Consider the following 25876-nt stretch of genomic DNA (forward strand, 5'->3'; position numbering starts at 1 on the left):
TCCCCACAGGTCCGGAGCCCTTGTAAACGAGAACGGATCGCAGCCTTTGGCAGTTCTTACAGAAGCGATAGATATCGAGTGGTTGTTCTGGCTCTGTCGAAGTAGGACAATTGTCGGCTTCACGTCACCATCAGCGACCTTGAATGGCCTTCCTTGCACTCGGTATTAACCACAAGACTGCTTCAGTAGACGTCCGCGAGCGCGTGGCCTTTACCCCTGAGCAGCTGGTTGAGGCCTTGCAGCAGCTCTGCCGACTCACCGACAGCCGCGAAGCTGCGATCCTCTCCACCTGCAATCGCAGTGAACTGTATATAGAACAGGATCACCTTTCGGCTGACATCGTGTTGCGCTGGCTGGCCGATTATCATCATTTGAGCCTCGATGAGCTGCGTGCGAGCGCTTATGTGCATGAAGATGATGCGGCAGTTCGTCACATGATGCGGGTCGCCTCCGGGCTCGATTCGCTGGTGTTGGGTGAACCGCAGATTCTCGGTCAGATGAAATCGGCTTACGCCGTGGCTCGCGAGGCGGGCACCATCGGTCCGCTGCTCGGGCGGTTGTTCCAGGCCACATTCAATGCGGCCAAACAGGTGCGAACCGACACCGCCATCGGTGAAAACCCGGTGTCCGTGGCGTTTGCCGCGGTCAGCCTGGCGAAACAGATTTTCAGTGATTTGCAACGCAGCCAGGCTTTGCTGATCGGCGCCGGCGAGACCATTACCCTGGTCGCCCGTCATCTGCATGAGCTGGGGGTGAAGCGAATCGTGGTTGCGAACCGCACCCTGGAGCGCGCGAGCATTCTGGCCGAGCAGTTCGGCGCCCACGCAGTACTGCTCTCGGACATCCCGGCAGAACTGGTGCGCAGCGACATCGTCATCAGTTCCACCGCCAGCCAGTTGCCGATTCTCGGTAAAGGCGCGGTGGAAAGTGCCTTGAAATTGCGCAAGCACAAGCCGATTTTCATGGTGGATATCGCCGTCCCTCGGGATATCGAGCCGGAAGTCGGCGAGTTGGACGACGTTTACCTGTATAGCGTCGACGATCTCCACGAAGTGGTCGCCGAAAACCTCAAGAGCCGTCAGGGCGCTGCCCAGGCCGCCGAAGAGATGGTGTCGATTGGTGCCGAAGATTTCATGGTTCGCCTGCGCGAACTGGCAGCGGTGGATGTGCTCAAGGCTTATCGTCAACAAAGCGAGCGCCTGCGCGACGAAGAATTGCAGAAGGCCCAGCGCATGCTCGCCAATGGCAGCAGCGCCGAAGACGTGCTGGTGCAACTGGCCCGCGGCCTCACCAACAAACTCTTGCATGCTCCGAGCGTGCAATTGAAAAAGCTCTCTGCCGAAGGCCGCCTCGATGCGCTGGCCATGGCCCAAGAACTCTTTGCCCTCGGTGAGGGCTCATCGGATAGCTTTTCGGATAAAAAACCGCAATGAAAGCGTCACTGCTCAATAAGCTGGACATCCTCCAGGACCGCTTCGAGGAATTGACCGCCCTGCTTGGCGATGGCGAGGTCATTTCAGATCAAAACAAGTTCCGCACCTATTCCAAGGAATACGCGGAAGTCGAGCCGATCGTTGGCACCTATAAACAGCTGCTAAAAGTGCAAAGCGACCTTGAAGGGGCTCAGGCGCTGCTCAAGGACAGCGACCCGGACATGCGCGAAATGGCCGTGGAAGAAGTCCGCGAAGCCAAAGAGCAACTGATCGAAATCGAAGCCCAGCTGCAACGCATGCTGCTGCCAAAAGATCCCAACGATGGGCGCAACGTATTCCTCGAAATCCGTGCCGGCACCGGTGGTGACGAAGCGGCAATCTTTTCCGGTGACCTGTTCCGCATGTATTCGCGTTACGCCGAACGGCGTGGCTGGCGGGTAGAAATTCTCTCGGAGAACGAAGGCGAACACGGCGGCTATAAAGAAGTCATTGCCCGGGTCGAAGGCGAGAACGTTTACGGCAAGCTGAAGTTCGAATCCGGCGCACACCGCGTACAGCGGGTTCCGGCCACTGAATCCCAGGGCCGCATCCACACCTCGGCTTGCACCGTGGCCGTGTTACCCGAGCCGGACGAGCAGGAAGCGATCGAGATCAACCCGGCGGATCTGCGGGTCGACACCTATCGCTCCTCCGGTGCCGGTGGTCAGCACGTCAACAAGACCGACTCGGCGATTCGTATCACACACTTGCCGTCCGGTATTGTTGTCGAGTGCCAGGAAGAACGTTCCCAGCACAAGAACCGCGCCCGGGCGATGTCCTGGCTGTCGGCCAAGCTTAACGACCAACAGACCAGCGCAGCAGCCAATGCCATCGCCAGCGAGCGTAAGTTGCTGGTCGGTTCCGGTGACCGTTCCGAGCGTATTCGCACCTATAACTTTGCCCAGGGCCGGGTCACCGACCACCGGGTCAACCTGACGCTGTATTCGCTCGACGAAATTCTCGCCGGTGGCGTGGATGCGGTGATCGAACCGCTGCTGGCCGAGTTCCAGGCCGACCAATTGGCGGCGATAGGTGAGTAAATGACGATCATTGCCAGCTTGTTGCGCGCAGCTGATTTGCCCGACTCGCCCACCGCGCGTCTGGATGCCGAATTGCTGCTGGCGGCGGCCTTGGGCAAGTCCCGCAGTTTTCTGCACACCTGGCCTGAGCGTATCGTCCCGAGTGAAGCGGCCCTGAAGTTTGCCGAGTACCTGCAACGCCGCCGTAGCGGTGAGCCGGTGGCCTACATTCTGGGGCAGCAAGGCTTTTGGAAACTCGACCTGGAAGTCGCGCCCCACACGCTGATCCCGCGTCCCGACACCGAGTTGTTGGTAGAGACCGCGCTGGAACTGTTGCCGGCAACCCCGGCCACGGTTCTCGATTTGGGCACCGGCAGTGGCGCCATCGCCCTGGCCCTGGCCAGCGAACGTCCGGCCTGGAAAGTCACCGCCGTGGATCGTGTGCTGGAAGCCGTGGCCTTGGCCGAGCGTAATCGCCAGCGCCTACACCTGAACAACGCCACGGTGCTGAGTAGCCATTGGTTCAGCGCGTTGGAAGGCCAGCGTTTTCAGCTGATCATCAGCAATCCGCCCTACATTGCTTCGACCGATCCGCATTTGGTGGAAGGCGATGTGCGCTTCGAACCGGCCAGCGCTTTGGTCGCCGGCGTCGATGGGCTCGACGATCTGCGTCTGATCGTCGCCCAGGCACCGGATCATCTTGAGGCAGGTGGCTGGTTGATGCTCGAACATGGTTACGATCAAGCCGAGGCCGTGCGCGATTTGCTGCTGAGCCGCGGCTTTGAAGAGGTCCACAGCCGCACCGATCTGGGCGGCCACGAACGCATCAGTCTGGGGCGCTTGCCGTGCTGAATGATCAGGAACTACTGCGTTATAGCCGGCAGATTCTGCTGCAACACGTCGACATCGACGGCCAGTTACGACTCAAAGAAAGCCGTGTGCTGATTGTCGGCCTTGGCGGTCTCGGCTCGCCGGTTGCGCTGTACCTGGCTGCGGCTGGTGTCGGTGAGTTGCATCTGGCGGACTTCGACACGGTCGACCTGACCAATCTGCAGCGCCAGATCGTTCACGACACCGACAGCGTCGGCCTGAGCAAGGTCGATTCGGCGATCCGTCGCCTGACCGCGATCAATCCCGAGATCCAGCTGATCGCCCATCGCACTGCATTGGACGAGGATTCGCTGGCTGCCGCCGTTGCTGCGGTGGATCTGGTGCTGGATTGTTCCGACAATTTTTCCACCCGCGAGGCGGTCAACGCCGCGTGTGTGGCTGCGCGCAAGCCGCTGGTCAGCGGTGCGGCGATTCGACTGGAAGGGCAGTTGTCGGTGTTCGACTCCCGTCGTCTGGAAAGCCCGTGCTACCACTGTTTATACGGGCACGGCAGCGAAGCCGAGCTGACCTGCAGCGAGGCCGGTGTACTCGGTCCGTTGGTGGGCCTGGTCGGTAGCCTGCAAGCCCTCGAAGCGCTGAAATTGCTGGTGGGGTTCGGTGAACCGCTGGTGGGGCGCCTGTTATTGATCGATGCCTTGGGCACGCGCTTCCGTGAATTGCGGGTCAAGCGCGATCCAGGCTGCAGCGTTTGCGGGTCAAGCCATGCGTGAAGCGCCGATTGCTGTATTCGATTCCGGCGTCGGTGGGCTCTCCGTGCTGGCCGAGATCCAGCAGTTGCTGCCCAACGAGTCTCTTTTGTACCTCGGCGATTGCGGGAATATTCCCTACGGTGAGAAATCCCCGGCATTCATCAGTCAGCGTTGCAGTGTCATGGCGCAGTTCTTTGCGCAGCAGGGCGCCAAGGCGCTGGTGCTCGCTTGCAACACCGCGACCGTTGCGGGTGTTGCGGACTTGCGGCGCGATTTCCCCGAGTGGCCCATCGTCGGCATGGAGCCTGCGGTCAAGCCGGCTGCAGCGGCGACGCGCAGCGGTGTGGTTGGCGTACTCGCCACCACCGGCACATTACAGAGTGCCAAGTTCGCCGCCTTGCTCGACCGTTTCGCCGCCGATGTGCGAGTCATCACTCAGCCATGCCCCGGGTTGGTGGAGCTGATTGAAAATGGCGATTTGCACAGCGAGGCATTGCGTCAGTTGTTGCAGGGGTATGTCGATCCGCTGCTGGCTGCAGGTGCAGACACAATCATTCTAGGCTGCACGCATTATCCCTTTTTAAAGCCACTGCTTAAGCAGATGCTCCCGCAAAGCATCAGCCTGATCGATACCGGTGCCGCTGTGGCACGGCAGCTTCAACGATTGTTGGCCGAGCGTGAGTTGCTGGCCGAGGGACCTGCTAGCACTACCCGGTTCTGGTCGAGTGCGGATCCGGAACATTTCAGAAATATCTTGCCGGTTTTGTGGCATTCGACGGGTGTTGTGCAAAGCTTCGACTTGTAGATAAAAAGTGATGACACGAATAATTGAGCTGAACTTCTGATCAAGCGTCAACTTCTATAGCTTTGTCTGTTGGACAGCATAAAAACCATACGAAATTGTTCGGAAAAGGATGTTTCTAATGAAGCGACTATTCTGCTTGGCCGCGATTGCGACCGCATTGATGGGGCACAGTTTTACCGCGCAGGCAGCAGGGGTGGAGTTCGGGGTCGGCCAGACCAGCGATTCGACCATGACCTACCGACTGGGTATGCAATTCGACTGGGACAAGAGCTGGTTGCAGAGTGATATCGGTCGCTTGACCGGCTACTGGAGCGGCGCTTACACCTATTGGGAGGGCGATGAAACGTCGAGCAACCACAGTTTGTCGTTCTCGCCGGTGCTGGTGTATGAGTTTGCCGGTCAGACCATCAAACCCTACGTTGAGGCGGGTATCGGCATCGCGGTGTTTGCCAATACCGAAGTCGAAGACAACAAACTTGGCGGGGCCTTTCAGTTCGAAGACCGTTTCGGGTTTGGTCTGCGCTTTACCGGCGGACATGAGGTCGGGATTCGCGCCACGCATTATTCCAATGCCGGGATCAGCAGCCCGAACGATGGCGTAGAGAGTTACTCGCTGCATTACACAATGCCGTTGTAAGCAACACTGCACATTCAATGTGGGAGCGGGCTTGCTCGCGAAGATGGATTAACATTCAACGATGATGTTGATTGAAAGTCCGCTTTCGCGAGCAAGCCCGCTCCCACATTGAATCTTCGGTGGCCTGAGGTTCACCGATACGCCGTCGCAATCCCCTGGCGTTCGGTGATGCATTCCGGTGCGCCCATTTCGAACTCCCGGCATATCAGCGGACGTTTTTCGTAGATGGTGCACATCATGCTGTTGCGATCGAGCGCGGCGCACCAGCCGTCATCCAGTCGCAGCATGACTTCCCCGCCCCAATCGTCGGTATCGATAAAACGCTCGGGCACGCCGGTGTCGGTGATCAACATGACTTCAAGCTGGCAGCAGCAGGCCGCGCAGGTCGAGCAGGTGACCGCAGGTTCGGCGATTTGCGTGTGGGGAATGGTTTTCATGGCGCGCAGTGTAAGGCAGTGAGCCCACGCTGTGTGAAAGGCCTGACGGACGCTCAGGCTTCACGGCAGCCCATCGATCGGCGGATTGTTTCGCTCCATACGCTTGCCGATTTCCAGTCCCGTCTGGCCAGGCTTTTGTGGCAGAGGCCAAAGGACAGGCATGAGCAGCTCCGGTAAGGAGAGCACCAGTGGACGATGCTTGAGCATGTCGAAGAGGTATCGCGCAGCTTTGTCCGCCGACCAGTCGAGGTGTTCTGAAGCGTCGTTGCTCAGGGGGATATCGATAAGTCCTGGGCTGACGATGGTCATTTCGATGTTTTCCGGCTCCACGTCGATGCGCAAGGACTCGAAAAGATGACGCAACCCGGGCTTTGAATCGCCATAGGCTTCGGCTCGTGGCAGGGGCAGCCAGGTCACCGAACTGGCCAAGCCCACCAGATGCGGCGCAGTGCCCGCCTGCAGCAGGGGCCGGGCGGCTTCGATGCAATAGCTGCTGGCAAGCAGGTTGGTACGCACGATGTGCTCGATGATTGACGAGTCGAACTGATTGGCGTCGACGTATTCGCAGGTGCCTGCGTTGAGGATCATGGTGTCCAGAGAACCCCATTCCTTGGCAATCTGCTCGCCGATTTCGCGCACCCGTTGGCCGTTGGTCAAATCACCCGCGACCACCAGCACTTGTCCGGGGTAACGCTGAGACAGGGCCTTCAATGGCGCCAATGAGCGGGAACTGACGGCCAGATGGGCACCGGTTTTCAGTATTTCTTCGGCCAGCGCGGCACCAATACCGTTGCAGGCACCGGTCAACCAGTATCGCCTTGGAGGTGTACGCCTCATCCCAATTCCCTTTTTAACCAAATAATTTCCCGGCTCAACACCGTATTTATAACGCAATGCGGCGGCATCAACTTAATTCCGGTGGTGATAAACCCTGTCGGGATGGCAGGTTCTTGAACGCGGCCAAGGCCCGTTCACGGGAAGTGCTCAGGTTGACGATAGGCGATGGATAATCCGTTACACCGAATAATCCATCGAGTCTCGCGCGATTGTGCAGGTCTTTTTTGTTCATTTCATTGATCTGCGGCAACCAATGCTTGATGAAAACCCCTTCGGCATCGAACTTTTCCGACTGGCTCAGGGGGTTGAAAATCCGGAAGTAGGGCGCCGAATCGGTGCCGGTGGACGAACTCCACTGCCAGCCACCGTTGTTCGCCGCCAGATCGCCGTCAATCAGATGTCGCATGAAGAAACGCTCGCCTTCACGCCAGTCGATCAGCAGGTTTTTGGTCAGGAACATTGCCACGACCATGCGCAAGCGGTTGTGCATCCAGCCGGTTTCCAGCAATTGGCGCATGGCGGCATCAATAATCGGCAGGCCGGTACGGGCTTGCTGCCAGGCCTTGAGATCTTCCGGTGCATCACGCCAGGCCAGGGCTTCGGTTTCCGGGCGAAAGGCGCGGTGCCGGGAGACCCGTGGGTAGCCCACCAGAATATGTTTGTAGAACTCGCGCCACAGCAACTCGTTGATCCAGGTGACGGCACCGACCTTGCCGCTTTCGAACTCCCCTTGATTGCTTTGCAACGCGGCGTGCAGACACTGACGAGGGGAGATGACCCCGGCGGTGAGATAGGCCGAGAGTTGGCTGGTGCCGGGTTTTGCCGGGAAGTCGCGTTCGCTGTGGTAATAGTCGATCTGTGCGTCGGTAAAGGTCTCGAGGCGGCGTCGGGCCTCGGCTTCGCCGGCCGGCCAGAGAGCACGCAACCTGTCGCTGGGCGTGTCGAAACCCTCGACACGAGAGGGAGGTTCGTCGCTCGCGATACCCAACGGAGCCTGGATGGCGGGGGCGGTAACCAATCTCGGCAATGAGGCGTGCAAGCGTTCGTAGCAGACCTTGCGGAACTGGCTGAAGACCTGGAAATAAGTGCCGGTTCTGGTCAGCACGGTGCCGGGCTTGAGCAGCAATTGATCGAGGTAGCTGTAAAAGTCGATGCCTTGGGCTTTCAGGGCTTGGGCCACCGCGGCATCACGACGGGTTTCATGAATGCCGTATTCCTCGTTGGCGTGTACTGCGTCGATCTTCAATTGCTGGCACAACTCGAGCAGGACCTTCGGTGCCTCATCCCAGCGGGACGCCTTGCGAATCAGCAGCGGGATGTTCAGGGCGCCCAGCGCATGGCGTAACTCGCTGAGGTTGCGCAGCCAGAAATCCACTTTGCACGGCGCATCGTCATGCGCCAGCCATTGCTGCGGACTCAGCAAATAAACCGCCACAGTCGGGCCGCGGGCTGTGGCGGCCGAGAGGGCGGTGTTGTCATGTAGACGCAAGTCGCTGCGCAGCCAGATCAATTGCATGGTGGTATCCGCACGATCCATTAAAAAAGCGTCATTAAATGAGCCCACGCTGAATCAGGCCCTGATGGGCCGACAACGGGTCTTCGGCCAGGGACAAGTCAGCAATGGCAGTGGTTCTTGCGGATAACTCGGTGTGGTGGATACACACCGTTGGTCCGGCAATCATTTTTGGGCAACTGACGCCATTCAAAAGTTTCGTCAGCTGCGCAAGATTCATGGCTTTGCTGGAATACAGCAGTACGCCGCGGGCTTGCAGGTGATCGACCGCCAGCGCAAGTTCGCCAGCGGGGAGCGGCCAGTCGAAGACTTCCACCGGGCAATCGACGCTGCTGATCAACCAGGCCGTCAGCCACAGATGAGGCTCCAGTGGCAGGTCCGAGTGATTGATCAGCAGCAGCGGCGCGGTGCGTAACTGACGGTTGTTATGGTAGATCCTCGCGCCGAATTTGCTGCGCAGCCAGGAATAAACAAACACCCGCTCCATCTGTGCGCCGAACTGGCCTTGCCAGCGTTGTTCCAGTTCCGCCAGCAACGGCATCAACAACCGTTCACACAAGGTGCGTGGCGGATACAGCGCCATCGCCTGATTCACCGTGTCATCGAGTGTGCGTTCGGCCAGATGAGTGACCGCTTGCAGCAGTGTCTGGCGCAGCACCAGCCAATCGTTCCCGACGGGGTCGGTCAGCCCCTGAGGCGTGTCGAGCAGCTGTTTGACCTGGCTGACAGCCACGCCGCGATTGAGCCAGGTGAGGATCGTCAGGATCCGTTGAACGTGTTCGGCACAGAACAGCCGATGCCCCTTGGGCGTACGCTGGGGCACGATCAGCCCATAGCGCCGTTCCCAGGCGCGCAAGGTGACGGCATTGACCCCGGTCTGCCGGGCCACTTCACGAATGGGCAGCCAGCCAGCGTCCAGAGCCTTCTTGAAGTCGCTGCCAAGGTCTTCACTAGCGCTGGTGTCCGGTGGATTTTTCATTAAATCGCGTTTCGCAGGCTGAGGTTTTCCGGGTGCGGTTGCAGGTAAACCTGTTGCGCAATGTAGGGATCCGGGTGTTGGCGAAAGTAGTGTTTGAGCAGCGTCAATGGCACCACTAGCGGCACGATGCCCTGGCGATACTGGCCGATGACGTGCTGCACTTCTTGTTTGTCTTCAGGGCTGATGACTTGTTTGAGATAGCCACTGAGGTGCTGCAGCACGTTAGTGTGGGTGCGGCGTGTGGCGCATTTTTTCAGGGCTGCCATCAGCTCGCTGAAATAGCGCGGGCCAAGCACTTCGAGAGCGGACTGGCCCATATTGCCCAGCAAGTTGCCCAGGGTTTTGTATTGCACCGGGTTGTGGGCCATCAACAGGTATTTGTAGCGCGAGTGAAAGTCAGTGAGGCTGCGCCGGGTCAGGCCTGTTTGCAGCAACTGCTGCCAGGCGCTGTAGGCGAACACGCGGGTGAGGAAGTTTTCCCGCAGTACCGGGTCGTTGAGGCGGCCGTCTTCCTCCACCGGTAGATCAGGATGCAACGCACAGAAGGCTTGGGCGTAGATGCCACGGCTACCGCGGTCCACTGGCGCGCCGTTGGCGTGGTAGACCTTGACCCGTTCCAGCCCGCACGAAGGGGATTTCTGCATGAAGATATAGCCGCAGATGTCGCCCAGCTCTATCGCCATTTTTTGACCGTACTCGGCCAGCGGTCGGGTGACGTTGATCTCAGGGGTGATCGTGCCGACAGCCTCCGGGTGTTCGGGGTTGCCGACCAGGCGGATCGGTTCGCGAGGGATACCCAGGCCAATGGCGACTTCCGGGCAGACCGGGACGAAATCGAAATAATCAGTGAGGGTAAGGCTGCACAGCCGCGATGCTTTGTGCCCGCCGTTGTAACGCACTTCGGCTCCCATCAGGCAGGCGCTGATGGCGATTTTGGGTTTCATGGCTGTGGGGGGCATCGGAGCGCCTCGAATCCAGACCTGTACAGATTATTGGATCTGTACAACATGACTTCATCATAGATTCAAAGATGTACAAGTCAAATTTTTTGTATAGGTTTTTGCGAGGCTGCTGCCCATGTCGACAGCAGCGATGGGCTGGACTTGATTCGATTCACTGCAGGTGTTCATGCAACCTGCGGGCTGCCTCCTGGCCACTGAGCCAGGCACCTTCGACACGGCCGGACAGGCACCAGTCGCCGCATACATACAGGCCCAGATCGGCATCGGCCAAGGCACCCCACTCATGGCTGCTGGCCGGCCGGGCATACAGCCAGCGGTGAGCGAGGCTGAAAGTCGGAGCAGGCATGGCGTCGTGCAGCAGTTCGGCAAAGGCACCGTGCAATTGCTCGATCACTGCTTCCTTGGGCAGGTCGATATGCTGCCGGCTCCAGGTACTGGTGGCGTGCAGCACCCAGGTATCGAGGGTGGTGTCGCGTCCCGGCTTGCTGCGGTTGCGCGCCAACCAGTCGAGAGGACTGTCCTGCACGAAGCAACCTTCGATGGCGGTTTCCAGTGGCGTGTCGAACGCCAGGGCGACGGCCCAGGTGGGTTCCATTTTTACCCCGGCGGCGGCCCCGGCGAGTTTCGGCGCGGCCGCCAGCAGTGCGGTCGCCTGAGGGGCGGGCGTGGCAATGACGACATGACTGAATGGACCGTGGGTGAAGCCCTCGGCGTCTTGCAGGTGCCAATGTTCTTCGCCGCGATAGACCTCGGTGATGCGGCAGGCGAAATGCACTTCCAGATCCCCGAGCAAGCCGCGCGTAATCGCGCTCATGCGGGGTGTGCCGACCCAGCGTGTCTGTTCATCCGGCGAAGGTCTGAGCTGGCCGCCGTGGAAGGTATAGAGCTGCGGCGTCCACACGGCAACCCAGCCATTGGCTTGCCAGCGCTGGACTTCGGTGACAAAGCGGCGGTCGCGGGCAGTGAAATATTGCGCGCCCATGTCCAGGGCACCCGCATCACTGCGCTTGCTCGACATGCGTCCGCCACTGCCGCGGCTTTTATCGAAAAGTTGAACGACATGCCCGGCCTCCGTCAGGGCCTGGGCGGCTGAGAGTCCGGCGATGCCGGTGCCGATGATTGCGATAGGTACAGTCATAGGGGCCTCGTTTACCTTTCTGTACAGACTACGCCGTGGTTCAAACCTGTACAATATTGTTTTTTGGTATAACTTTTAGCGTCCTCGTTCTGACAGCTTGGCCTATTGTTAAGCACAGAGCCTGCCTAATACCAAAGATCCCTGCTTATAAAAATAGACTAGTGATCAGGGTAAAACGCCACGCGAGGAAGATGTCATGCACATATTGCTGACCGGCGGTACTGGTTTGATAGGACGTCAACTCTGCCGACACTGGTTGAGCCAGGGACATCGCCTGACGGTCTGGAGTCGCACGCCTGCAAAAGTCGCCAAAGTCTGTGGCAATCAGGTACGTGGAATCGCACGACTTGAGGACCTGGGTCAAGAACCGGTGGATGCCATTATCAACCTCGCGGGGGCACCGATTGCCGATCGGCTCTGGACGCACAAACGCAAGGCGTTATTGTGGAGCAGCCGGATCACCCTGACCGAAACCCTGCTGGCCTGGCTCGAAAGCCGCGAGCAAAGACCGCAGGTATTGATTTCTGGCTCGGCGATCGGTTGGTACGGCGACGGTGGCGAACGGGAGTTGACTGAAGAATCTCCACCGGTCATCGATGATTTCGCCAGCCAGTTGTGTGTCGCCTGGGAGGAAACCGCGCAGCGCGCCGAAGCCTTGGGCATTCGCGTGATCCTCATTCGTACCGGGTTGGTGCTGTCCGCCGAGGGCGGCTTTTTGTCGCGGCTGCTGTTGCCGTTCAAACTGGGGCTGGGCGGGCCGATCGGCAATGGTCGGCAGTGGATGCCGTGGATTCATATCAAGGATCAAATCGCCCTGATTGATTTTCTTCTGCACCGCAATGAGGCCAGCGGTCCATATAATGCCAGCGCGCCCAAGCCGGTACGCAATCGCGAATTCGCCCAGACGTTGGGTCGCGTGTTGCATCGTCCGGCGTTCATGCCGATGCCGACCCTCGTGTTGAAGGTGGGCCTGGGCGAGTTGTCATTGTTGCTGCTGGGTGGCCAGAAGGCCATGCCGGCTCGCTTGCTGGAAGCAGGTTTCACTTTCCAGTTCACTGATTTGCGCGCGGCGTTGGACGATCTGTCCAGCCGCCTCTGAAATAGGACGTTGCATGACCGATCACGCGTTGCTTCTGGTCAACCTGGGTTCACCTGCTTCCACCTCGGTGGCGGATGTGCGCAGCTACCTCAATCAGTTTCTGATGGATCCGTATGTGATCGACCTGCCGTGGCCGGTGCGGCGTTTGCTGGTGTCGTTGATTCTGATCAAACGCCCAGAGCAATCGGCCCACGCTTATGCGTCGATCTGGTGGGCGGACGGTTCGCCACTGGTGGTGCTCGGCCGTCGTCTGCAACGGGCCATGACCGCCCAGTGGACCCACGGCCCGGTGGAGCTGGCGATGCGCTACGGCGAGCCATCCATTGAGTCGACGCTGGTTCGTCTGGCGGCTCAGGGGCACAAAAAAGTCACCCTGGCGCCGCTCTATCCGCAGTTCGCCGACAGCACCGTGACCACGGTAGTCGAGGAAGCCAAACGGGTGGTGCGGGAGAAGAAACTCGACGTGCAGTTCTCGATTCTCCAGCCGTTCTACGATCAGCCGGAATACCTCGATGCCCTGGTGGCCAGCGCTGCGCCATATTTGCAGCAGGACTACGATCACCTGTTGCTGAGCTTTCACGGTTTGCCGGAACGGCACCTGACCAAGATTGACCCCACCGGTCACCATTGCTTTAAAAGCGATAATTGCTGTCAGAACGCGTCACCGGAAGTATTAGCCACCTGCTACCGGGCCCAATGCTTGCGTACTGCGTCAGAGTTTGCCCGGCTCCTGGGCCTGCCGGACGGCAAGTGGTCGGTGTCGTTCCAGTCGCGTCTGGGGCGGGCCAAGTGGATCGAACCCTACACCGAAGCGCGCCTCGATGAGTTGGCCAAAAGCGGCGTGAAGAAAGTCCTGGTGATGTGCCCGGCGTTCGTCGCCGATTGCATCGAAACCCTGGAAGAGATCGGTGATCGCGGCAAGGAGCAATTCCGCGAAGCGGGAGGGGAGGAGTTGGTGCTGGTGCCGTGCCTCAACGATGATCCGCAGTGGGCCAAGGCGTTGAACGCGTTGTGCGAAAGGGCGCCGTTGGCGCTTTAAAAGCATCGCGGGCAAGCCCGCTCCCACAGGTATTGCGCTGACCTTGTGGGAGCGGGCTTGCCCGCGATGGCGTTCTTGAGACCTGCTTAGATCAGCGGCTCATCCGCCTTCTTGTGCTTCCAGCTGTCATGGCCCGGCAGCAACAGGTTCAGCGCAATCGCTACCACCGCGCACAGCGCGATGCCTTTGAGGCCGAAATCGTCCGGGCCGGTGCCGGTGCCGACCAGTACGCCGCCAATCCCGAACACCAGCGTCACCGAGACAATCACCAGATTGCGTGCTTCGCCCAGGTCGATCTTGTGGCGAATCATTGTGTTCATCCCCACCGCAGCAATCGAACCGAACAACAGGCAGAGAATCCCGCCCATCACCGGCACCGGGATGCTTTGCAGCAGGGCGCCGAACTTGCCGATGAACGCCAGGCTGATCGCAAAGATTGCGGCCCAGGTCATGATTTTCGGGTTGTAGTTTTTGGTCAGCATCACCGCGCCAGTCACTTCGGCATAGGTGGTGTTGGGCGGGCCGCCGAACAGACCGGCCGCGGTGGTGGCAATGCCATCGCCGAGCAACGTGCGGTGCAGGCCGGGCTTCTTCAAATAATCGCGACCAGTCACGCTACCCACTGCAATCACGCCGCCGATGTGCTCAATGGCCGGGGCCAAGGCTACCGGAACGATGAACAGAATCGCCTGCCAGTTGAATTCCGGTGCCGTGAACTGTGGAATCGCGAACCACGGTGCCGCCGCAATCTTCGCGGTGTCAACCACCCCGAAATAGAACGCCATCGCGAAACCCACCAACACGCCGGAGATGATCGGCACCAGGCGGAAAATACCTTTGCCGAACACCGCGACGATCAGGGTGGTCAGCAGCGCCGGCATCGAGATCAACATCGCCGTCTGGTAAGGAATCAGCTCGGTGCCGTCGCCGGCCTTGCCCATCGCCATGTTAGCGGCGATCGGCGCCATGGCCAGACCGATGGAGATGATCACCGGTCCAATTACCACCGGCGGTAGCAGGCGGTCGATGAACCCGGTGCCTTTGATCTTCACGGCAAGACCGAGGAAGGTGTAGACGAAACCCGCCGCCCATCACACCGCCCATGGTCGCCGCCAGGCCGAACTGGCCCTTGGCGAGAATGATCGGCGTGATGAAGGCAAAGCTCGAGGCGAGGAACACCGGCACCTGACGCCCGGTGACGATCTGGAACAGAATCGTCCCCAAACCTGCGGTGAACAGCGCCACGTTCGGGTCGAGGCCGGTAATCAACGGCATCAACACCAGCGCGCCAAAGGCCACGAACAGCATCTGCGCACCCGACAGCACTGTGCGCCAGAGCGGATCGTTGAACTCTTGCTGCATGCTCAAGCGTCCTTCTGCTTGGTGCCGAAGATCTTGTCACCGGCATCGCCCAAGCCTGGGATGATGTAACCGTGTTCGTTCAGTTTCTGGTCAATGGAGGCGGTGTAGATGGTCACGTCCGGGTGAGCCTTGCCCACCGCGGCGATGCCTTCAGGGGCGGCCACCAGGACCATCGCGCGGATGTCCTTGCAGCCGGCCTTCTTCAGCAAATCGATGGTGGCGACCATCGAACCGCCGGTGGCGAGCATCGGGTCGATGATCATCGCCAGGCGCTCGTCGATTTCCGGCACCAGTTTTTCCAGGTAGGTGTGGGCTTCGAGGGTTTCCTCGTTGCGGGCCACGCCCACGGCGCTGACTTTGGCGCCCGGGATCAGGCTCAGCACGCCTTCGAGCATGCCGATACCGGCGCGCAGGATCGGCACCACGGTAATCTTCTTGCCGGCGATTTTCTCGACAGACACCGTGCCGCACCAGCCTTCGATGTCGTAGCTTTCCAGCGGCAAGTCTTTGGTGGCTTCATAGGTCAGCAGGGCGCCGACTTCCTGAGCGAGCTCACGGAAATTCTTCGTGCTGATGTCGGCGCGGCGCATAAGGCCAAGTTTATGACGGATCAGCGGATGGCGGATCTCGAGGATGGGCATGGGGAAAGGCTCCGGCGGCGGGCAAAAAAACCGGCCTAGATTAATCTATCCGAGGGTGTTGTCCTATAGACATACAGAACGTTAGTCCACAAACGCTTGATCTGGCCTCGCTTGATGCGTACCTTTGCCCGCTTTTCCTAAACTGTCCCTCCCTTCACCATCCCCCTGGAGAGCGCCATGTCCGCTGATCTCGAGCATATCCGTCAAATCATGCGAGAGGCTGACTGCCTGTACACCGAAGCTGAAGTCGAGGCGGCCATCGCCCGCGTCGGTGCGCACATCAACGAACAACTGGCTGAAAGCAATCCGGTGGTGTTCTGTGTCATGAACGGCGGCCTGATTTTCGCCGGCAAGCTGCTCACCCACCTGCAATTCCCGCTGGAAGCGTCCTACCTGCACGCCACCCGTTATCGCAACGAAACCAGCGGCGGCGACCTGTTCTGGAAAGCCAAGCCGGAAGTCTCGTTCATTGACCGTGACGTGCTGATCATCGACGACATCCTCGATGAAGGTCACACCCTGGGCGCGATTATCGACTTCTGCAAACACGCCGGCGCCCGCAAAGTGCACACCGCCGTGCTGATCGACAAGGACCACGACCGCAAGGCTCGCCCGGACCTGAAAGCCGATTTCGTCGGCCTGCCGTGCATTGACCGTTACATCTTCGGTTATGGCATGGATTACAAAGGGTACTGGCGTAACGCCAACGGGATTTTTGCCGTTAAAGGCATGTAAGCAGGGGGACTGTCTGGGGGCGGTTTAGCCACCAGACACGTTGATGCTTGAAGGCCGGCCTCCCGCCCGAATGCGTGCGCAGTTCGCTTGAACTACGCGCTCAGTCCTGCATGGCGAGCCAGCGTTCGCTTTTGCGTCGAGCCTGTTCCAGGTTGTTCACGTAAGCCAACTGACGCTGTTCCCGATGGATGCCCGCGCGCCTGAGTTTCAGGCGCACGCGCGCAGCCGTCCCGACCAGAATCAAGCCGATGCCGTCGGTGCGGTAATCCCTGAGGATATTGTCGAAGGCTGCCAACGCCGTCATGTCCAGCATCGACACGGCACTCATCTCGACAATCACCACTTTGACCTCGGGGCTGAATTTGCGCAGCACGCCCAGGGCTTTTTCCGCCGCGCCGAAAAACAACGGCCCGCGTATCGCATAGCAACGAACATGCTCCGGCATATCCTGTAAGGCTTGATGGAACTCTCGAGGCAATTCGGCAGTGTCCGTGAGGTCGCTCATGCGCTTGACGAACAACCCGGCGGCCAGCAACAGCCCAACGGCAACGGCCAGCACCATGTCGAACAACACTGTCAGGCTCAGACAGGTCAGCAAAACCAACACATCGCTGCGTGGTGCGATGCGCAAGGTGTGCACGACATGCCGGGCCTCGCTCATGTTCCACGCCACCATCACGAGCAATGCCGCCAGCGCAGCCATCGGCAAGTAGCTGAACAGCGGAGCCAGGACGAGTATTGCCAGCAGCACCACCGCACTGTGGATAATCGCCGCCAATGGCGAAAACGCCCCGCTGCGCACATTGGTGGCGCTGCGAGCGATCGCCGCGGTGGCGGTAATGCCGCCGAACAGCGGTGCGACCAGATTGCCGATGCCCTGACCCAAGAGTTCGGCGTTAGGGTCGTGTTTGCTGCCCGTCATGCCATCGGCCACCACTGCACACAGCAACGATTCGATGGCTCCGAGCATGGCGATGGCGAAGGCCGGCGCCATTAATTGGCGGATCAGGTCGTAAGACAAATGCAGGGGTTGGCCATTGGGGCCCGGCAGATTCCACGGCCAGTCGAAGCTCGGCAGAAACGGCGGAATGCCGGGGTGGCTGACGCCACCGACGATATAGCTGAAGCGCTCGCCGAGCGTTGCAATCGGTAATCCGCCGCCTTCCAGCGCCAGCCCCAATAATGCGCCGACGGCCAGTGCCACCAGATGCCCCGGAATCCGTGGAACAAAGCGTGGCCAGACGATCAGAACCGCCAGGCATGTAACGCCGATGATCCCGTCCCCCAAGCGGGCGCTGGGCAATGACTGGAGCAGCACGCCTAATTGCTCAACGTAATGTTCGGCATGCTGGGTGGTACTCAGGCCCAGCAAATCCTTTAGCTGGAGTGTGGCGATGACAATGCCGATCCCGGCGGTAAAGCCCAGGGTCACCGGGTAAGGGATGTACTGAATCAGCCGTCCGGCCCGAATCAGCCCCAAGGCAATCAGGATTACCCCGGCAAGCAGGGTGCAGAGCAGCAGGCCACCCAGGCCATATTGCTGGGTGATCGGCAGCAGTATCACCACGAACGCGGCTGTCGGCCCGCTGACATTGAAGCGCGAGCCTCCCGTCAGGGCGATCAGCGGGGCAGCGATCAGCACCGTATACAAGCCATGCTGGGGCGCTACCCCCACCGCAATCGCCAGGGCCATGGCCAAGGGGATGGCGATAATCCCTACCGTCACCCCGGCACTGATGTCGCCACGCAATCGCCTGAAGCTATAACCTGCGCGCCGGGTCTGACGCCAGGCGGCGAACAATGGGGGCATGGAGAATGACATGAGGGCTCCACAGTAGACGGCACGCCGTCGAAATAGGGCTGAAGGCTCTTCAGTATGCCCAGCCTTGTCCTCCAGAGTATTGATCTGGATCGCTTATTTACCTGATTGATCATCGTGCTAGAGTGCTCGGCCTCGCCCCCGGAGCCTGTCATGAGCCTTTTGACCCGCAGCTGCGCCGCCCTGTTGCTGATCCTCAGCCTGCCCCTGGCTGCCGCCCCGGCGCCGATGCACGGGCAGTTTTTGCCCCCGGACGACCTGACCCTGCGTGATGCAGAGCCCGAGCAGCAACAACTGTTGCAGGTCACCGAGTATTCGGTGGTCCTCGGCAGCCAGCGTCAGTCCAACCAACAACCGATCCCGGTCACCTCACCGCTGCTGATCCGCCTCAAGGGCAAATCCCTGAACAAGGGCGCGACCATCAGCCAAGTGCTGGTCAACTTCGATGGCGAAAGCAAAAGCCTGAAAAAGCCGATCTATGACGACAAAAGCAAAACCCTGACCCTCTATTACCCGCTGGCTCAGTACCGGGTGGTGATCGACTTGCTGCGCAACGACACGGTGTATTGCCAGTTTCTGAGTTACGCCAACGGCCATATCTGGGCCGATCTGCACACCGGCAGCGTTCGTCCGCGTTGAGCCCCATGGCCGTGCGGGGGTAAACTGCCCGCCCTGTGAAATGTCTGCGAGCTGGAGTCGGCAATGCGTAAAGATAAGAAGCAAGTGATTGGTGACGAGATCGGCGATGCGCAGATCAAACTGTTCCTCGATTTCGAGCCGGTCGACGCCACTTCACCGTCGCTGCACAAACTGATCAAGGCGTACCGTGGCCTGCGCATCGATGACTTCGAGCGTTTTCTGACGTTCTTTGTTGAAGCCGGCTACGATCTGGACGGCAAGGACGAGCGCGGCAATGACTTCGTTGCCCTGATTCAGGATCAGCGCAACGCCGCCGAGTACATCGAGCTGATCAACAAGGCTCGCGGTTAAGATCAAAAGATCTTTTTCCAAGGCTGGCGAAGATCAATAAAAAACGCCCCGCCCTCAATGAGGACGGGGCGTTTTTTTAGGCCACCGAATCAAGCGTAGCTTTCGGTCTCGTTGCTGGCTTCCACCAGTTCCAGCGCGACGTTGTTGTGCGCATTGATCTTGCGATACAGCGCAGCGTCGGTTTCCAGAACCTTTTCCCGAGCCGGGAAGATTTCCGCCAGTTTGGCAGCCCATTCACCGGACGCTTTGTTCGGGAAGCATTTCTCGATCAGCTCAAGCATGATCGAAACAGTCACCGAAGCGCCTGGCGAGGCGCCGAGCAGGGCGGCAAGGGAGCCGTCCTTGGCCGCGACCAGTTCGGTACCGAACTGCAGAACGCCGCCTTTCTTCGGGTCTTTCTTGATGATCTGCACCCGTTGGCCGGCCACTTCCAGGCGCCAGTCTTCGGCTTTCGCCTGTGGATAAAAGCGACGCAGGGATTCCAGGCGCTGCTCCATCGACTGCATCACTTCGCTGACCAGGTACTTGGTCAGGTCCATGTTGTTTTTGGCCACGGCCAGCATCGGGCCGATGTTGCCGGCGCGAACCGACATCGGCAGGTCCATGAACGAACCGTGCTTGAGGAACTTGGTGGTGAAGCCGGCGTAAGGTCCGAACAGCAGGGACTTCTTGCCATCGACCACGCGGGTGTCCAGGTGCGGCACGGACATCGGTGGCGAACCCACGGCAGCCTGGCTGTAAACCTTTGCCTGGTGGTGCTTGACCACTTCCGGGTTGTCGCAACGCAACCACTGGCCGCTGATCGGGAAACCGCCAAAGCCTTTGCTTTCTTCGATGCCCGAGGCTTGCAGCAGCGGCAGGGCCGCGCCGCCCGCGCCGAGGAAGACGAACTTGGCGTCGACTTCACGGGTGTTGCCGCTGTTGACGTCCTTGATGCTGACGGTCCAGCCGCCATTGTTACGCTTCAGGCCGGTGACGCGCTTGCAGTACTTGACCTGGGCATCGGGTGCGCTGGTCAGGTGCTGGAGCAATTGGTTGGTCAGGGCGCCGAAGTTGACGTCGGTGCCGTTCATCACGCGGGTGGCGGCGAGGACTTCGTCGGCCGCGCGCCCCGGCATCATCAGCGGCATCCACTCGGCCATTTTGGCCTTGTCTTCGGTGTATTCCATGTCGGCGAAGGCGTGGTGCTTGCTCAGCGTCTTGAAACGTTCCTTGAGGAAGGAGACGCCGTCCTCGCCCTGCACGAAACTCAGGTGCGGCACCGGGCTGATGAACGATTTGCACGAACCGAAGGTGCCTTTCTTGGTCAGGTACGACCAGAACTGCTTCGACACCTCGAACTGGGTGTTGATGTGCACGGCTTTCTTGATGTCGACGGTGCCGTCAGCGGCCTGTGGCGTGTAGTTGAGCTCACACAGCCCGGCGTGACCGGTACCGGCGTTGTTCCACGGATTGGAACTCTCCGCGGCACCGGAATCCATCAGCTCGACGACTTCCAGCGTGATCGCGGGGTCGAGCTCTTTAAGCAGTACCGCCAGGGTGGCACTCATGATGCCGGCCCCAACCAGTACTACGTCGACTGCTTCGTTATGCGCCATTTAACGCGTCTCCAAAATCTGCAGCACCAAATTGTCGGCATAGCTGCCAGGCGTTCCGGGGCGTGTCAGTGATGCCCCAGGTACCCATGGCCAGGATCGCCATGTCCGAATCTTCGCAATTTTTTGCAACTTCGACGGATGCATGCGGCCTGGCTTCAAGAGTCACATGAACTCATTTCGGCACGCGGCTGGCAATTCGACTTATGGTCGAGACATCCGTTTGTGCAACCAAATCCGTAGCGGACAGGCTTCAGGCTCCGGTGTTCGAGGAATACTCGGTCCTGTGTCGTTGGGCTGTTGTAGACGCTAATGGTGCATGTTCAGACGCAAAACTATTCATTTGCTCGCCACACTCTTGTGAAGTTGTGAAAACCCGTTTTTTTCACGCTCTTTTGAAGACGTGAACCTCAAAAAAGGGCTGTCCCAGCCTGGCACCGTGCCCGGATGGATTGCCGCCATGAGGTACATGACAGGCAAAACGGGCAAACAGCTCAGTAACCGAGCGTAATGACAGCTCTGCAGATTCGCGAGAAGTGGTGTTTTGCTTAGGGAACAGCAAGCGCGCCAGCTTCACTCGATCTGTGTGGGCGGCTCTCTGTGGGCGGTGCGGGGGTGTCAATACCGAGGTATTAACGATGCTGCGAGGCCCGATCAGGAGACGTCCTTATAATCGGGGGGAGATTGTATCTAAGAAACGCAGGGAAATGGTCGTGTTTAATGACTTTTATTAGGCGTCCGCTCAGGTGGTCAACAGTTGTTGCGCACGCGCACGTGGCTGGCGCTGGCTGACACGGGCGCTGGCGGGCAGGGGATGGTGCAGCCAGTTGAGGCGGATTTCTTCGATTTCGACCCAGCCATCGCCCATGGGCTGGAGGCTGCACTGTTTGAACGCCTGGCAGCGGCCATCGCGGTCGAGCAGGGCAAAACAGCGATGCAGTGGGCGTGGCGCGAACATTGAGATGAGAAAACGCATGGCAAAGTACCTTGTGGGGTGACTGCTGTGAAGGTTGCCAGTGAGCGATGACGTGCATGTGTATGGGCGGTGACAGATGTGTGACAGGAACCGTGCTGTGCCGGGTTTGTCAGAGATTTCAGTAATCGTTGTGCGAAGCTAGTTCGCCGCAGTGGCGCACCGCTATACTGCGGGCCTGTTTGTGCCTGATTCTGGAGAGAAGAGCATGTTGCAACGCCTGTTGTTCGGTTTGATCACTGTGACCAGTTTGACCCTCGTCGGCTGCGCCCACAGCCCGCAACAACTGAACCCGGAACCCAAGTTGACGGCTCAGCTGGCGCCGGTCGGTCGTGGTCAGCCGGTGGTGGTGCGTGTGGTGGATGGTCGTCCATCGCCAACCCTGGGGACTCGTGGTGGCCTGTACCCGGAGACCAGTGCGATCACCGTGCAGGGCGCGCAAATTCTGCCGAAGTTGCAGGCTCAGGCTGAAGCGGCCGTGCGCTTGCTGGGCTTTACCCCGACGGCCAATGCGCTGAATGCACCGCAATTGACGGTGACCCTGGCCGAGCTGAAGTATCAGTCGCCCAAGGAAGGCCTGTATGTGACTGAGGCAACGATTGGCGCGACGTTCCGTTCGGATGTGCAGAATGCCAACCGTCGTTACAGCGGTCGCTACGGTGCGTCGCTGGATCAGCGTTTTGGCATGGCGCCGAATCAGGAAACCAATACCAAGCTGGTCAGTGATGTGTTGAGTGATGCGTTGACCCGCTTGTTCAAGGACCCGACGATTGGTCAGGTGCTGGCCGAGTAACGGTTTGCGGCTTGTTTAAAAGAACCCGGTGTCAGTGATGGCGCCGGGTTTTTTTGTGCCTGCATATTCATTGTGGGAGCGAGGCTTGCCCGCGATGGCTGAGTGTCAGTCAATATCAATGTTGAATGTTAATCCGTCATCGCGGGCAAGCCCGGCTCCCACAGGGATCAGCTGTGTGGCGCAGGTTTTGGCACGCCCACGTTATCCAGCATCCGATTCACCGCCAGTTCCGCCAGCATGACGATCTGTTGAATCGCCATCGCTGTGTGCCGGTGCGGCCCTTCCAGATACCCCGCAAAATCACTCGCCATCACGCTGGCCTGAGCCAACGATTCACAGGTGTGGGCCAACAGGTCTTCGTCTTTGATATCCGGCGCAACCATGTACATCGTGCTCGGCTTGCGGGCCACGGGTGATTTGAGGGCGGCTGGGTTGAGGTAGTGATCGAGCGCGCGGTTAGCGGCGTCGTGGAGTTTTTTTGAATCGAGGGATTCGTAGGGGGAAACGTTCTCGGTTTCAGGGGGATTCGGTGTTTCTTTGAACATGGTGACGCTCCGAATGAAAGGTTTAGCTGCCACGATCGCTGCGACGCGATTGAAGGAGGCAGCTGTACGCGGGGTCGCAGACCGAGCCATTCGGAAACCCGGCATACCCGAAGGTATCCCGCGCACAGCCACCATTAAACCAAACGACGAGCACCGAAGCGCTCCGGTTTGGGCCGGCGATTATGCACCAAATGAGCTGAACTGAACGGACTGCGACGCCCGGTCGCTGATGTGCAGCGACCCCCAAAGCCTATCCACCCCATTTCCGAGCGACAACCTTCAAAACCTGTCGGAATCTTCCCTTTCAATCACTGCGTTTGTAGGACGCTCAAGCCGCCTCCGAATAAAAGTCCAGAACACTCACCCCCGTCAGCAAATCCGCTTCCGGCAAATCCGCATGTTGATGCCCACCCAGCGCGCAATACACCAGCCAATGCCGGTCCTGGACGTTGAAGGCGAGGCTGCCGACTAAGGTTTGTTGTTCGTCGCTTTGGGCAATGAGGTAGAGGCGGTCCTGGTTTTCGGCGTGGAGCATGACGGAGTCCGTGTCGGTTTCGAGGGGCGACAGACTGGCGGATTCAGATGACGGTGCCGTGACACAGGACAGCAATCGGCTAAATGGTTTCGTTATTTGTCGGAAAGCCGGGGCAGGTCGGAGCGCTTTCGGTAGAATCTGCGCCGTGGTCGTCGGTCCGGCGTCTGCTACACCGGTTTGCCTGAGGTTTGTGATGTCGTTGCAATTGATTTCGCTCTTTACCGCTCATCCCGCCAAATTGATCAATTTGCTGGCCTTGCTGTTCGCCTGCCCGGGCGGCTGGTTGCTGCACGCCACCCGTCGTCGCGAACAGCGCGCCCTGGCCAGTATCGAGGCGCAGCGCCAAAGTCGTCCCAGTGAAGAGCCAACGCTGGATTGGGCGACCCTGCGCATGAACCGGTTTTTCTACCGCTTCGGTTTCGCCTGCCTCGGGATGGCGTTGCTGGTGTCGTGGATCAGCACACGCGTCTGAAGTTCTAACACCAGACCCTGTGGTGAGGGAGCAAGCTCCCTCGCCACAGGTACAGTGCCTGACTGATCTACCGCATCAAGACAAACAAAAACGGCGCCCGAAGGCGCCGCTGTCGTATTCAGCCGAAATCGCTTAAAGCGGCAAGCCAGCCTTGACCCGATACTGATTACGCACCGGCATCGCATATTGCAGCACCAGGAACGGACGATGCTCCTCAGGGCAGGCATCCAGCCGGCCCTGCCATTCTTCCTGAGCCTTGGCCAGTTCGTCAGCCGCAAACACCTCGGCCGCTTTCGGCACCTGCAGTTGCGGGTCGGCGTCTTTCCACTGCGCATACGCCAGGTAGTGCGCCGGGAACAACCGGTAACCGCTGAGGATCTGCTTGTCCATTTCGATCGCCAGTTGCTTGGGTGTCTTCGAACAGTTCGGTGATCGGCGCGGCGAAGTTCACGTGGACCCGGCCTTTGTAACCGGTGATGCCTTTGGCGATGCTCACGTCATCCTCGCCCGGCCGCCTTGGTGTAGCTGCCGGTGGTGGCGCGGATGTACAACTCGCGGGCCTTGGCCTGGTCACATGGGTCGTATTCGTAGCTGATCGACACCGGAGTGAGGTTCAGTGAACGGATGACTTCGCCGAACGGCTCGTCCTTGCGGCTCATGTGGAACATCTTGAGGATCGCCGACTCGGTGCGGTCGTCGCCGTCCTTGGCCCGGCCCTCGGCCTGGGCAATCCAGATCGAGGCGCAGTCGTTGCGGATCGAGTGGTTGATGTACGCCGACAACAGCTGATACGCCGCCATTTTTTCCCGGCGACCGGTGATCGAACGGTGCACGATGAAACTCTTGTTCAGGCGCATCAGATCGCTGACAAAAGGTTTTTGCAGCAGGTTGTCACCAATGGCAATGCGCGGGGTCGGCAGGCCGGCGTGGTACACGGCGTAGTTGACGAAGGCCGGGTCCATCACGATGTCGCGGTGGTTGGCGATGAACAGATAGGCGCTGCCGGACTTGAATTGCTCCACGCCGGTGTAGGTCACCCCGTCCGTGGCACGCTCGATGGTGTGGTCGACGTAAAACTCGACTTTGTCCTGCAAAGTGGCCACCGACGTGATGCCGGCGAACTCACGGCGCAGCCGATGCGCTATAAGAGGTTTGAGCGCCCAGCCTAAAGCGCCGGCAAAACGCGGGAAGCGGAAGTGGGTGAGGATATCTAGAAACGCCTTGTCGCCGAGCAGCCGTGCCAGCACCGCTGGGACTTCGCTATCGTCGTAAGGTCGGATGGCATCGAATTCGCCCATCATGCTCTCTTGTTAGAAACGGCTAGGGTAAGTAAAGGTTTTGATCGAAAACCAACGGGGCACGGTCTGAAAAGGTAGCCAGACGAAAATAGCCCTGCAAATAGACCGGCGATTATACGCACAAGTCACCTGGGAGACCGCGATGCTGGAAACCGAGCGCTATGAATGCCCGTATTGTGGTGAAGAATCCGAGGCCGTTCTGGACTTGTCCGGCGGCGATCAGACCTATATTGAAGATTGTCCCGTGTGTTGCCGTCCCATTACTTTTGTCTTGCAGACTGACGGTCATGAATGGTTGCTCGAGGTTCACAGCGAAAACGAGTGAGGGTCTATGCAGCGTATCTACGAGCCGGAAAACCTGATGGAAGGCGAATTGTTGCTGAGCATGCTGGCCAGCGAGGGGGTCGAGGCGCATCTGATGGGGCGGGATTTGATCGGCGGCACAGGAGAGCTGCCGATGTCCGGCCTGCTGGGTTTATCGGTCGATAACGACCAGGCCGAATACGCCCGGGAGCTGATCACCGCGTACAATGCCGCGCTGCCACTGTCCGGCGATGAACCGGACAGCTTTCCCGGCACGCTGGTCTGTTAGGCTGACGTT

27 protein-coding genes and 2 pseudogenes are annotated in these 25876 nt (G+C 59.4%); 15 read left to right on the top strand and 14 right to left on the bottom strand.

The window, feature by feature from the left end; translation table 11 throughout:
- Nucleotides 1–143 precede the first annotated feature (143 nt).
- The 6 genes from hemA to PSH65_RS05215 all read left to right on the top strand — a co-directional run bounded on the left by hemA (nucleotide 144) and on the right by PSH65_RS05215 (nucleotide 5513).
- A complete protein-coding gene (gene hemA, locus PSH65_RS05190; RefSeq protein WP_305425207.1) occupies nucleotides 144–1433 on the top strand; it encodes a glutamyl-tRNA reductase in 1290 nt (429 codons plus the stop codon).
- Nucleotides 1430–2512, top strand: a complete 1083-nt coding sequence (gene prfA, locus PSH65_RS05195; RefSeq protein WP_305425208.1) for a peptide chain release factor 1 — start codon at nucleotides 1430–1432, stop codon at nucleotides 2510–2512. The genes hemA and prfA overlap by 4 nt, the downstream gene beginning before the upstream one ends.
- Nucleotides 2513–3343 carry a peptide chain release factor N(5)-glutamine methyltransferase gene (gene prmC / locus PSH65_RS05200; RefSeq protein ID WP_305425209.1) on the top strand — a complete coding sequence of 277 codons (831 nt, stop codon included), beginning with the start codon at nucleotides 2513–2515 and terminating at the stop codon, nucleotides 3341–3343.
- On the top strand, nucleotides 3337–4092 hold the full coding sequence (locus PSH65_RS05205) for a molybdopterin-synthase adenylyltransferase MoeB (RefSeq protein ID WP_305425210.1): 756 nt from the start codon (nucleotides 3337–3339) through the stop codon (nucleotides 4090–4092). The genes prmC and PSH65_RS05205 overlap by 7 nt, the downstream gene beginning before the upstream one ends.
- A complete protein-coding gene (gene murI / locus PSH65_RS05210; protein ID WP_305425211.1) occupies nucleotides 4085–4876 on the top strand; it encodes a glutamate racemase in 792 nt (263 codons plus the stop codon). The genes PSH65_RS05205 and murI overlap by 8 nt, the downstream gene beginning before the upstream one ends.
- A 118-nt stretch (nucleotides 4877–4994) precedes the next feature.
- Nucleotides 4995–5513 (top strand): acyloxyacyl hydrolase, encoded by a 519-nt coding sequence (locus PSH65_RS05215; protein WP_192345469.1) that lies wholly within the window; start codon nucleotides 4995–4997, stop codon nucleotides 5511–5513.
- Between the two features lie 131 nt (nucleotides 5514–5644).
- On the opposite strand, the gene PSH65_RS05220 is transcribed toward PSH65_RS05215, so the two are convergent.
- The 6 genes from PSH65_RS05220 to PSH65_RS05245 all read right to left on the bottom strand — a co-directional run bounded on the left by PSH65_RS05220 (nucleotide 5645) and on the right by PSH65_RS05245 (nucleotide 11379).
- Complete coding sequence (locus PSH65_RS05220; protein ID WP_007905822.1) at nucleotides 5645–5950, bottom strand: YkgJ family cysteine cluster protein; 306 nt, start codon at nucleotides 5948–5950, stop codon at nucleotides 5645–5647.
- 60 nt (nucleotides 5951–6010) lie between these two features.
- Nucleotides 6011–6787, bottom strand: a complete 777-nt coding sequence (locus PSH65_RS05225) for an SDR family oxidoreductase (RefSeq protein ID WP_305425213.1) — start codon at nucleotides 6785–6787, stop codon at nucleotides 6011–6013.
- A 67-nt stretch (nucleotides 6788–6854) separates the two neighbouring features.
- The gene (gene phrB, locus PSH65_RS05230; RefSeq protein ID WP_305425214.1) at nucleotides 6855–8303 is read right to left on the bottom strand and encodes a deoxyribodipyrimidine photo-lyase; all 1449 of its coding nucleotides are present in this window, start codon (nucleotides 8301–8303) and stop codon (nucleotides 6855–6857) included.
- A 34-nt stretch (nucleotides 8304–8337) separates the two neighbouring features.
- Nucleotides 8338–9279 carry a MerR family transcriptional regulator gene (locus PSH65_RS05235; RefSeq protein WP_305425215.1) on the bottom strand — a complete coding sequence of 314 codons (942 nt, stop codon included), beginning with the start codon at nucleotides 9277–9279 and terminating at the stop codon, nucleotides 8338–8340.
- Nucleotides 9279–10238 (bottom strand): DUF523 and DUF1722 domain-containing protein, encoded by a 960-nt coding sequence (locus PSH65_RS05240; protein ID WP_305425216.1) that lies wholly within the window; start codon nucleotides 10236–10238, stop codon nucleotides 9279–9281. Before PSH65_RS05240 ends, PSH65_RS05235 begins: the two co-directional genes overlap by 1 nt.
- 154 nt (nucleotides 10239–10392) lie before the next feature.
- A complete protein-coding gene (locus PSH65_RS05245; RefSeq protein ID WP_305425218.1) occupies nucleotides 10393–11379 on the bottom strand; it encodes an NAD(P)/FAD-dependent oxidoreductase in 987 nt (328 codons plus the stop codon).
- A gap of 196 nt (nucleotides 11380–11575) precedes the next feature.
- Here PSH65_RS05245 and PSH65_RS05250 point away from each other — a divergent pair, with 196 nt between their 5' ends.
- Both PSH65_RS05250 and hemH read left to right on the top strand, forming a co-directional pair.
- Nucleotides 11576–12478 (top strand): TIGR01777 family oxidoreductase, encoded by a 903-nt coding sequence (locus PSH65_RS05250; RefSeq protein WP_305425220.1) that lies wholly within the window; start codon nucleotides 11576–11578, stop codon nucleotides 12476–12478.
- A 13-nt stretch (nucleotides 12479–12491) separates the two neighbouring features.
- Complete coding sequence (hemH, locus tag PSH65_RS05255; protein WP_305425221.1) at nucleotides 12492–13517, top strand: ferrochelatase; 1026 nt, start codon at nucleotides 12492–12494, stop codon at nucleotides 13515–13517.
- Nucleotides 13518–13603: 86 nt separating this feature from the next.
- On the opposite strand, the pseudogene PSH65_RS05260 reads toward hemH, so the two are convergent.
- Both PSH65_RS05260 and upp read right to left on the bottom strand, forming a co-directional pair.
- Nucleotides 13604–14879, bottom strand: a pseudogene (locus tag PSH65_RS05260) (uracil-xanthine permease family protein).
- A 2-nt stretch (nucleotides 14880–14881) separates the two neighbouring features.
- On the bottom strand, nucleotides 14882–15520 hold the full coding sequence (gene upp, locus PSH65_RS05265; RefSeq protein WP_305425222.1) for a uracil phosphoribosyltransferase: 639 nt from the start codon (nucleotides 15518–15520) through the stop codon (nucleotides 14882–14884).
- 177 nt (nucleotides 15521–15697) lie between these two features.
- Here upp and PSH65_RS05270 point away from each other — a divergent pair, with 177 nt between their 5' ends.
- Nucleotides 15698–16255: a hypoxanthine-guanine phosphoribosyltransferase gene (locus PSH65_RS05270; RefSeq protein WP_007905841.1), complete on the top strand. Its 558-nt coding sequence runs from the start codon at nucleotides 15698–15700 to the stop codon at nucleotides 16253–16255.
- A 100-nt stretch (nucleotides 16256–16355) separates the two neighbouring features.
- Here the strand turns inward: PSH65_RS05270 and dauA are convergent, their stop codons facing one another.
- Nucleotides 16356–18077 carry a C4-dicarboxylic acid transporter DauA gene (dauA, locus tag PSH65_RS05275; protein ID WP_305425223.1) on the bottom strand — a complete coding sequence of 574 codons (1722 nt, stop codon included), beginning with the start codon at nucleotides 18075–18077 and terminating at the stop codon, nucleotides 16356–16358.
- A 150-nt stretch (nucleotides 18078–18227) separates the two neighbouring features.
- Between dauA and PSH65_RS05280 the strand changes: the two genes are divergently transcribed.
- Both PSH65_RS05280 and PSH65_RS05285 read left to right on the top strand, forming a co-directional pair.
- Complete coding sequence (locus tag PSH65_RS05280) at nucleotides 18228–18713, top strand: hypothetical protein (protein WP_305425224.1); 486 nt, start codon at nucleotides 18228–18230, stop codon at nucleotides 18711–18713.
- A 63-nt stretch (nucleotides 18714–18776) separates the two neighbouring features.
- Nucleotides 18777–19064 carry a PA4642 family protein gene (locus PSH65_RS05285; protein ID WP_305425225.1) on the top strand — a complete coding sequence of 96 codons (288 nt, stop codon included), beginning with the start codon at nucleotides 18777–18779 and terminating at the stop codon, nucleotides 19062–19064.
- 89 nt (nucleotides 19065–19153) lie between these two features.
- Here the strand turns inward: PSH65_RS05285 and mqo are convergent, their stop codons facing one another.
- Together mqo and PSH65_RS05295 are read right to left on the bottom strand one after the other, a co-directional pair.
- A complete protein-coding gene (mqo, locus tag PSH65_RS05290) occupies nucleotides 19154–20662 on the bottom strand; it encodes a malate dehydrogenase (quinone) (protein ID WP_305425226.1) in 1509 nt (502 codons plus the stop codon).
- 739 nt (nucleotides 20663–21401) lie between these two features.
- Nucleotides 21402–21635 carry a hypothetical protein gene (locus PSH65_RS05295; protein WP_008012002.1) on the bottom strand — a complete coding sequence of 78 codons (234 nt, stop codon included), beginning with the start codon at nucleotides 21633–21635 and terminating at the stop codon, nucleotides 21402–21404.
- 205 nt (nucleotides 21636–21840) lie between these two features.
- On the opposite strand from PSH65_RS05295, the gene PSH65_RS05300 reads away from it, so the two are divergent.
- Nucleotides 21841–22425: a YajG family lipoprotein gene (locus PSH65_RS05300; protein ID WP_007905851.1), complete on the top strand. Its 585-nt coding sequence runs from the start codon at nucleotides 21841–21843 to the stop codon at nucleotides 22423–22425.
- Nucleotides 22426–22592: 167 nt separating this feature from the next.
- On the opposite strand, the gene PSH65_RS05305 is transcribed toward PSH65_RS05300, so the two are convergent.
- Nucleotides 22593–22970 (bottom strand): DUF6124 family protein, encoded by a 378-nt coding sequence (locus PSH65_RS05305; protein WP_305425227.1) that lies wholly within the window; start codon nucleotides 22968–22970, stop codon nucleotides 22593–22595.
- A 328-nt stretch (nucleotides 22971–23298) separates the two neighbouring features.
- Complete coding sequence (locus tag PSH65_RS05310) at nucleotides 23299–23505, bottom strand: hypothetical protein (protein ID WP_030129737.1); 207 nt, start codon at nucleotides 23503–23505, stop codon at nucleotides 23299–23301.
- Nucleotides 23506–23698: 193 nt separating this feature from the next.
- Between PSH65_RS05310 and PSH65_RS05315 the strand changes: the two genes are divergently transcribed.
- The gene (locus PSH65_RS05315; protein ID WP_305425229.1) at nucleotides 23699–23977 is read left to right on the top strand and encodes a hypothetical protein; all 279 of its coding nucleotides are present in this window, start codon (nucleotides 23699–23701) and stop codon (nucleotides 23975–23977) included.
- Between the two features lie 132 nt (nucleotides 23978–24109).
- Here PSH65_RS05315 and PSH65_RS05325 read toward each other — a convergent pair.
- Nucleotides 24110–25275, bottom strand: a pseudogene (locus PSH65_RS05325) (1-acyl-sn-glycerol-3-phosphate acyltransferase).
- A gap of 142 nt (nucleotides 25276–25417) precedes the next feature.
- Here PSH65_RS05325 and PSH65_RS05330 point away from each other — a divergent pair.
- Together PSH65_RS05330 and PSH65_RS05335 are read left to right on the top strand one after the other, a co-directional pair.
- On the top strand, nucleotides 25418–25600 hold the full coding sequence (locus PSH65_RS05330) for a CPXCG motif-containing cysteine-rich protein (RefSeq protein ID WP_007905243.1): 183 nt from the start codon (nucleotides 25418–25420) through the stop codon (nucleotides 25598–25600).
- A 6-nt stretch (nucleotides 25601–25606) separates the two neighbouring features.
- Nucleotides 25607–25867: a putative signal transducing protein gene (locus PSH65_RS05335; protein WP_305425231.1), complete on the top strand. Its 261-nt coding sequence runs from the start codon at nucleotides 25607–25609 to the stop codon at nucleotides 25865–25867.
- Nucleotides 25868–25876 lie beyond the last annotated feature (9 nt).

This window comes from Pseudomonas sp. FP603, from assembly GCF_030687415.1.
Taxonomy (GTDB): Bacteria; Pseudomonadota; Gammaproteobacteria; order Pseudomonadales; family Pseudomonadaceae; genus Aquipseudomonas; species Aquipseudomonas wuhanensis.

What these genes read in the sequence shown, in the direction of transcription:
- hemH (WP_305425221.1), top strand. Translation starts at nt 12,492, where the DNA reads ATGACCGATCACGCGTTGCTTCTGGTCAACCTGGGTTCACCTGCTTCC.
- prmC (WP_305425209.1), top strand. Translation starts at nt 2,513, where the DNA reads ATGACGATCATTGCCAGCTTGTTGCGCGCAGCTGATTTGCCCGACTCG.
- PSH65_RS05305 (WP_305425227.1), bottom strand. Translation starts at nt 22,970, where the DNA reads ATGTTCAAAGAAACACCGAATCCCCCTGAAACCGAGAACGTTTCCCCC.
- murI (WP_305425211.1), top strand. Translation starts at nt 4,085, where the DNA reads ATGCGTGAAGCGCCGATTGCTGTATTCGATTCCGGCGTCGGTGGGCTC.
- PSH65_RS05300 (WP_007905851.1), top strand. Translation starts at nt 21,841, where the DNA reads ATGTTGCAACGCCTGTTGTTCGGTTTGATCACTGTGACCAGTTTGACC.
- PSH65_RS05215 (WP_192345469.1), top strand. Translation starts at nt 4,995, where the DNA reads ATGAAGCGACTATTCTGCTTGGCCGCGATTGCGACCGCATTGATGGGG.
- mqo (WP_305425226.1), bottom strand. Translation starts at nt 20,662, where the DNA reads ATGGCGCATAACGAAGCAGTCGACGTAGTACTGGTTGGGGCCGGCATC.
- PSH65_RS05235 (WP_305425215.1), bottom strand. Translation starts at nt 9,279, where the DNA reads ATGAAAAATCCACCGGACACCAGCGCTAGTGAAGACCTTGGCAGCGAC.
- prfA (WP_305425208.1), top strand. Translation starts at nt 1,430, where the DNA reads ATGAAAGCGTCACTGCTCAATAAGCTGGACATCCTCCAGGACCGCTTC.
- hemA (WP_305425207.1), top strand. Translation starts at nt 144, where the DNA reads ATGGCCTTCCTTGCACTCGGTATTAACCACAAGACTGCTTCAGTAGAC.
- PSH65_RS05245 (WP_305425218.1), bottom strand. Translation starts at nt 11,379, where the DNA reads ATGACTGTACCTATCGCAATCATCGGCACCGGCATCGCCGGACTCTCA.
- PSH65_RS05315 (WP_305425229.1), top strand. Translation starts at nt 23,699, where the DNA reads ATGTCGTTGCAATTGATTTCGCTCTTTACCGCTCATCCCGCCAAATTG.
- PSH65_RS05310 (WP_030129737.1), bottom strand. Translation starts at nt 23,505, where the DNA reads ATGCTCCACGCCGAAAACCAGGACCGCCTCTACCTCATTGCCCAAAGC.
- PSH65_RS05225 (WP_305425213.1), bottom strand. Translation starts at nt 6,787, where the DNA reads ATGAGGCGTACACCTCCAAGGCGATACTGGTTGACCGGTGCCTGCAAC.
- PSH65_RS05330 (WP_007905243.1), top strand. Translation starts at nt 25,418, where the DNA reads ATGCTGGAAACCGAGCGCTATGAATGCCCGTATTGTGGTGAAGAATCC.
- dauA (WP_305425223.1), bottom strand. Translation starts at nt 18,077, where the DNA reads ATGTCATTCTCCATGCCCCCATTGTTCGCCGCCTGGCGTCAGACCCGG.
- phrB (WP_305425214.1), bottom strand. Translation starts at nt 8,303, where the DNA reads ATGCAATTGATCTGGCTGCGCAGCGACTTGCGTCTACATGACAACACC.
- PSH65_RS05250 (WP_305425220.1), top strand. Translation starts at nt 11,576, where the DNA reads ATGCACATATTGCTGACCGGCGGTACTGGTTTGATAGGACGTCAACTC.
- PSH65_RS05240 (WP_305425216.1), bottom strand. Translation starts at nt 10,238, where the DNA reads ATGCCCCCCACAGCCATGAAACCCAAAATCGCCATCAGCGCCTGCCTG.
- PSH65_RS05335 (WP_305425231.1), top strand. Translation starts at nt 25,607, where the DNA reads ATGCAGCGTATCTACGAGCCGGAAAACCTGATGGAAGGCGAATTGTTG.
- PSH65_RS05270 (WP_007905841.1), top strand. Translation starts at nt 15,698, where the DNA reads ATGTCCGCTGATCTCGAGCATATCCGTCAAATCATGCGAGAGGCTGAC.
- PSH65_RS05220 (WP_007905822.1), bottom strand. Translation starts at nt 5,950, where the DNA reads ATGAAAACCATTCCCCACACGCAAATCGCCGAACCTGCGGTCACCTGC.
- PSH65_RS05280 (WP_305425224.1), top strand. Translation starts at nt 18,228, where the DNA reads ATGAGCCTTTTGACCCGCAGCTGCGCCGCCCTGTTGCTGATCCTCAGC.
- PSH65_RS05285 (WP_305425225.1), top strand. Translation starts at nt 18,777, where the DNA reads ATGCGTAAAGATAAGAAGCAAGTGATTGGTGACGAGATCGGCGATGCG.
- upp (WP_305425222.1), bottom strand. Translation starts at nt 15,520, where the DNA reads ATGCCCATCCTCGAGATCCGCCATCCGCTGATCCGTCATAAACTTGGC.
- PSH65_RS05295 (WP_008012002.1), bottom strand. Translation starts at nt 21,635, where the DNA reads ATGCGTTTTCTCATCTCAATGTTCGCGCCACGCCCACTGCATCGCTGT.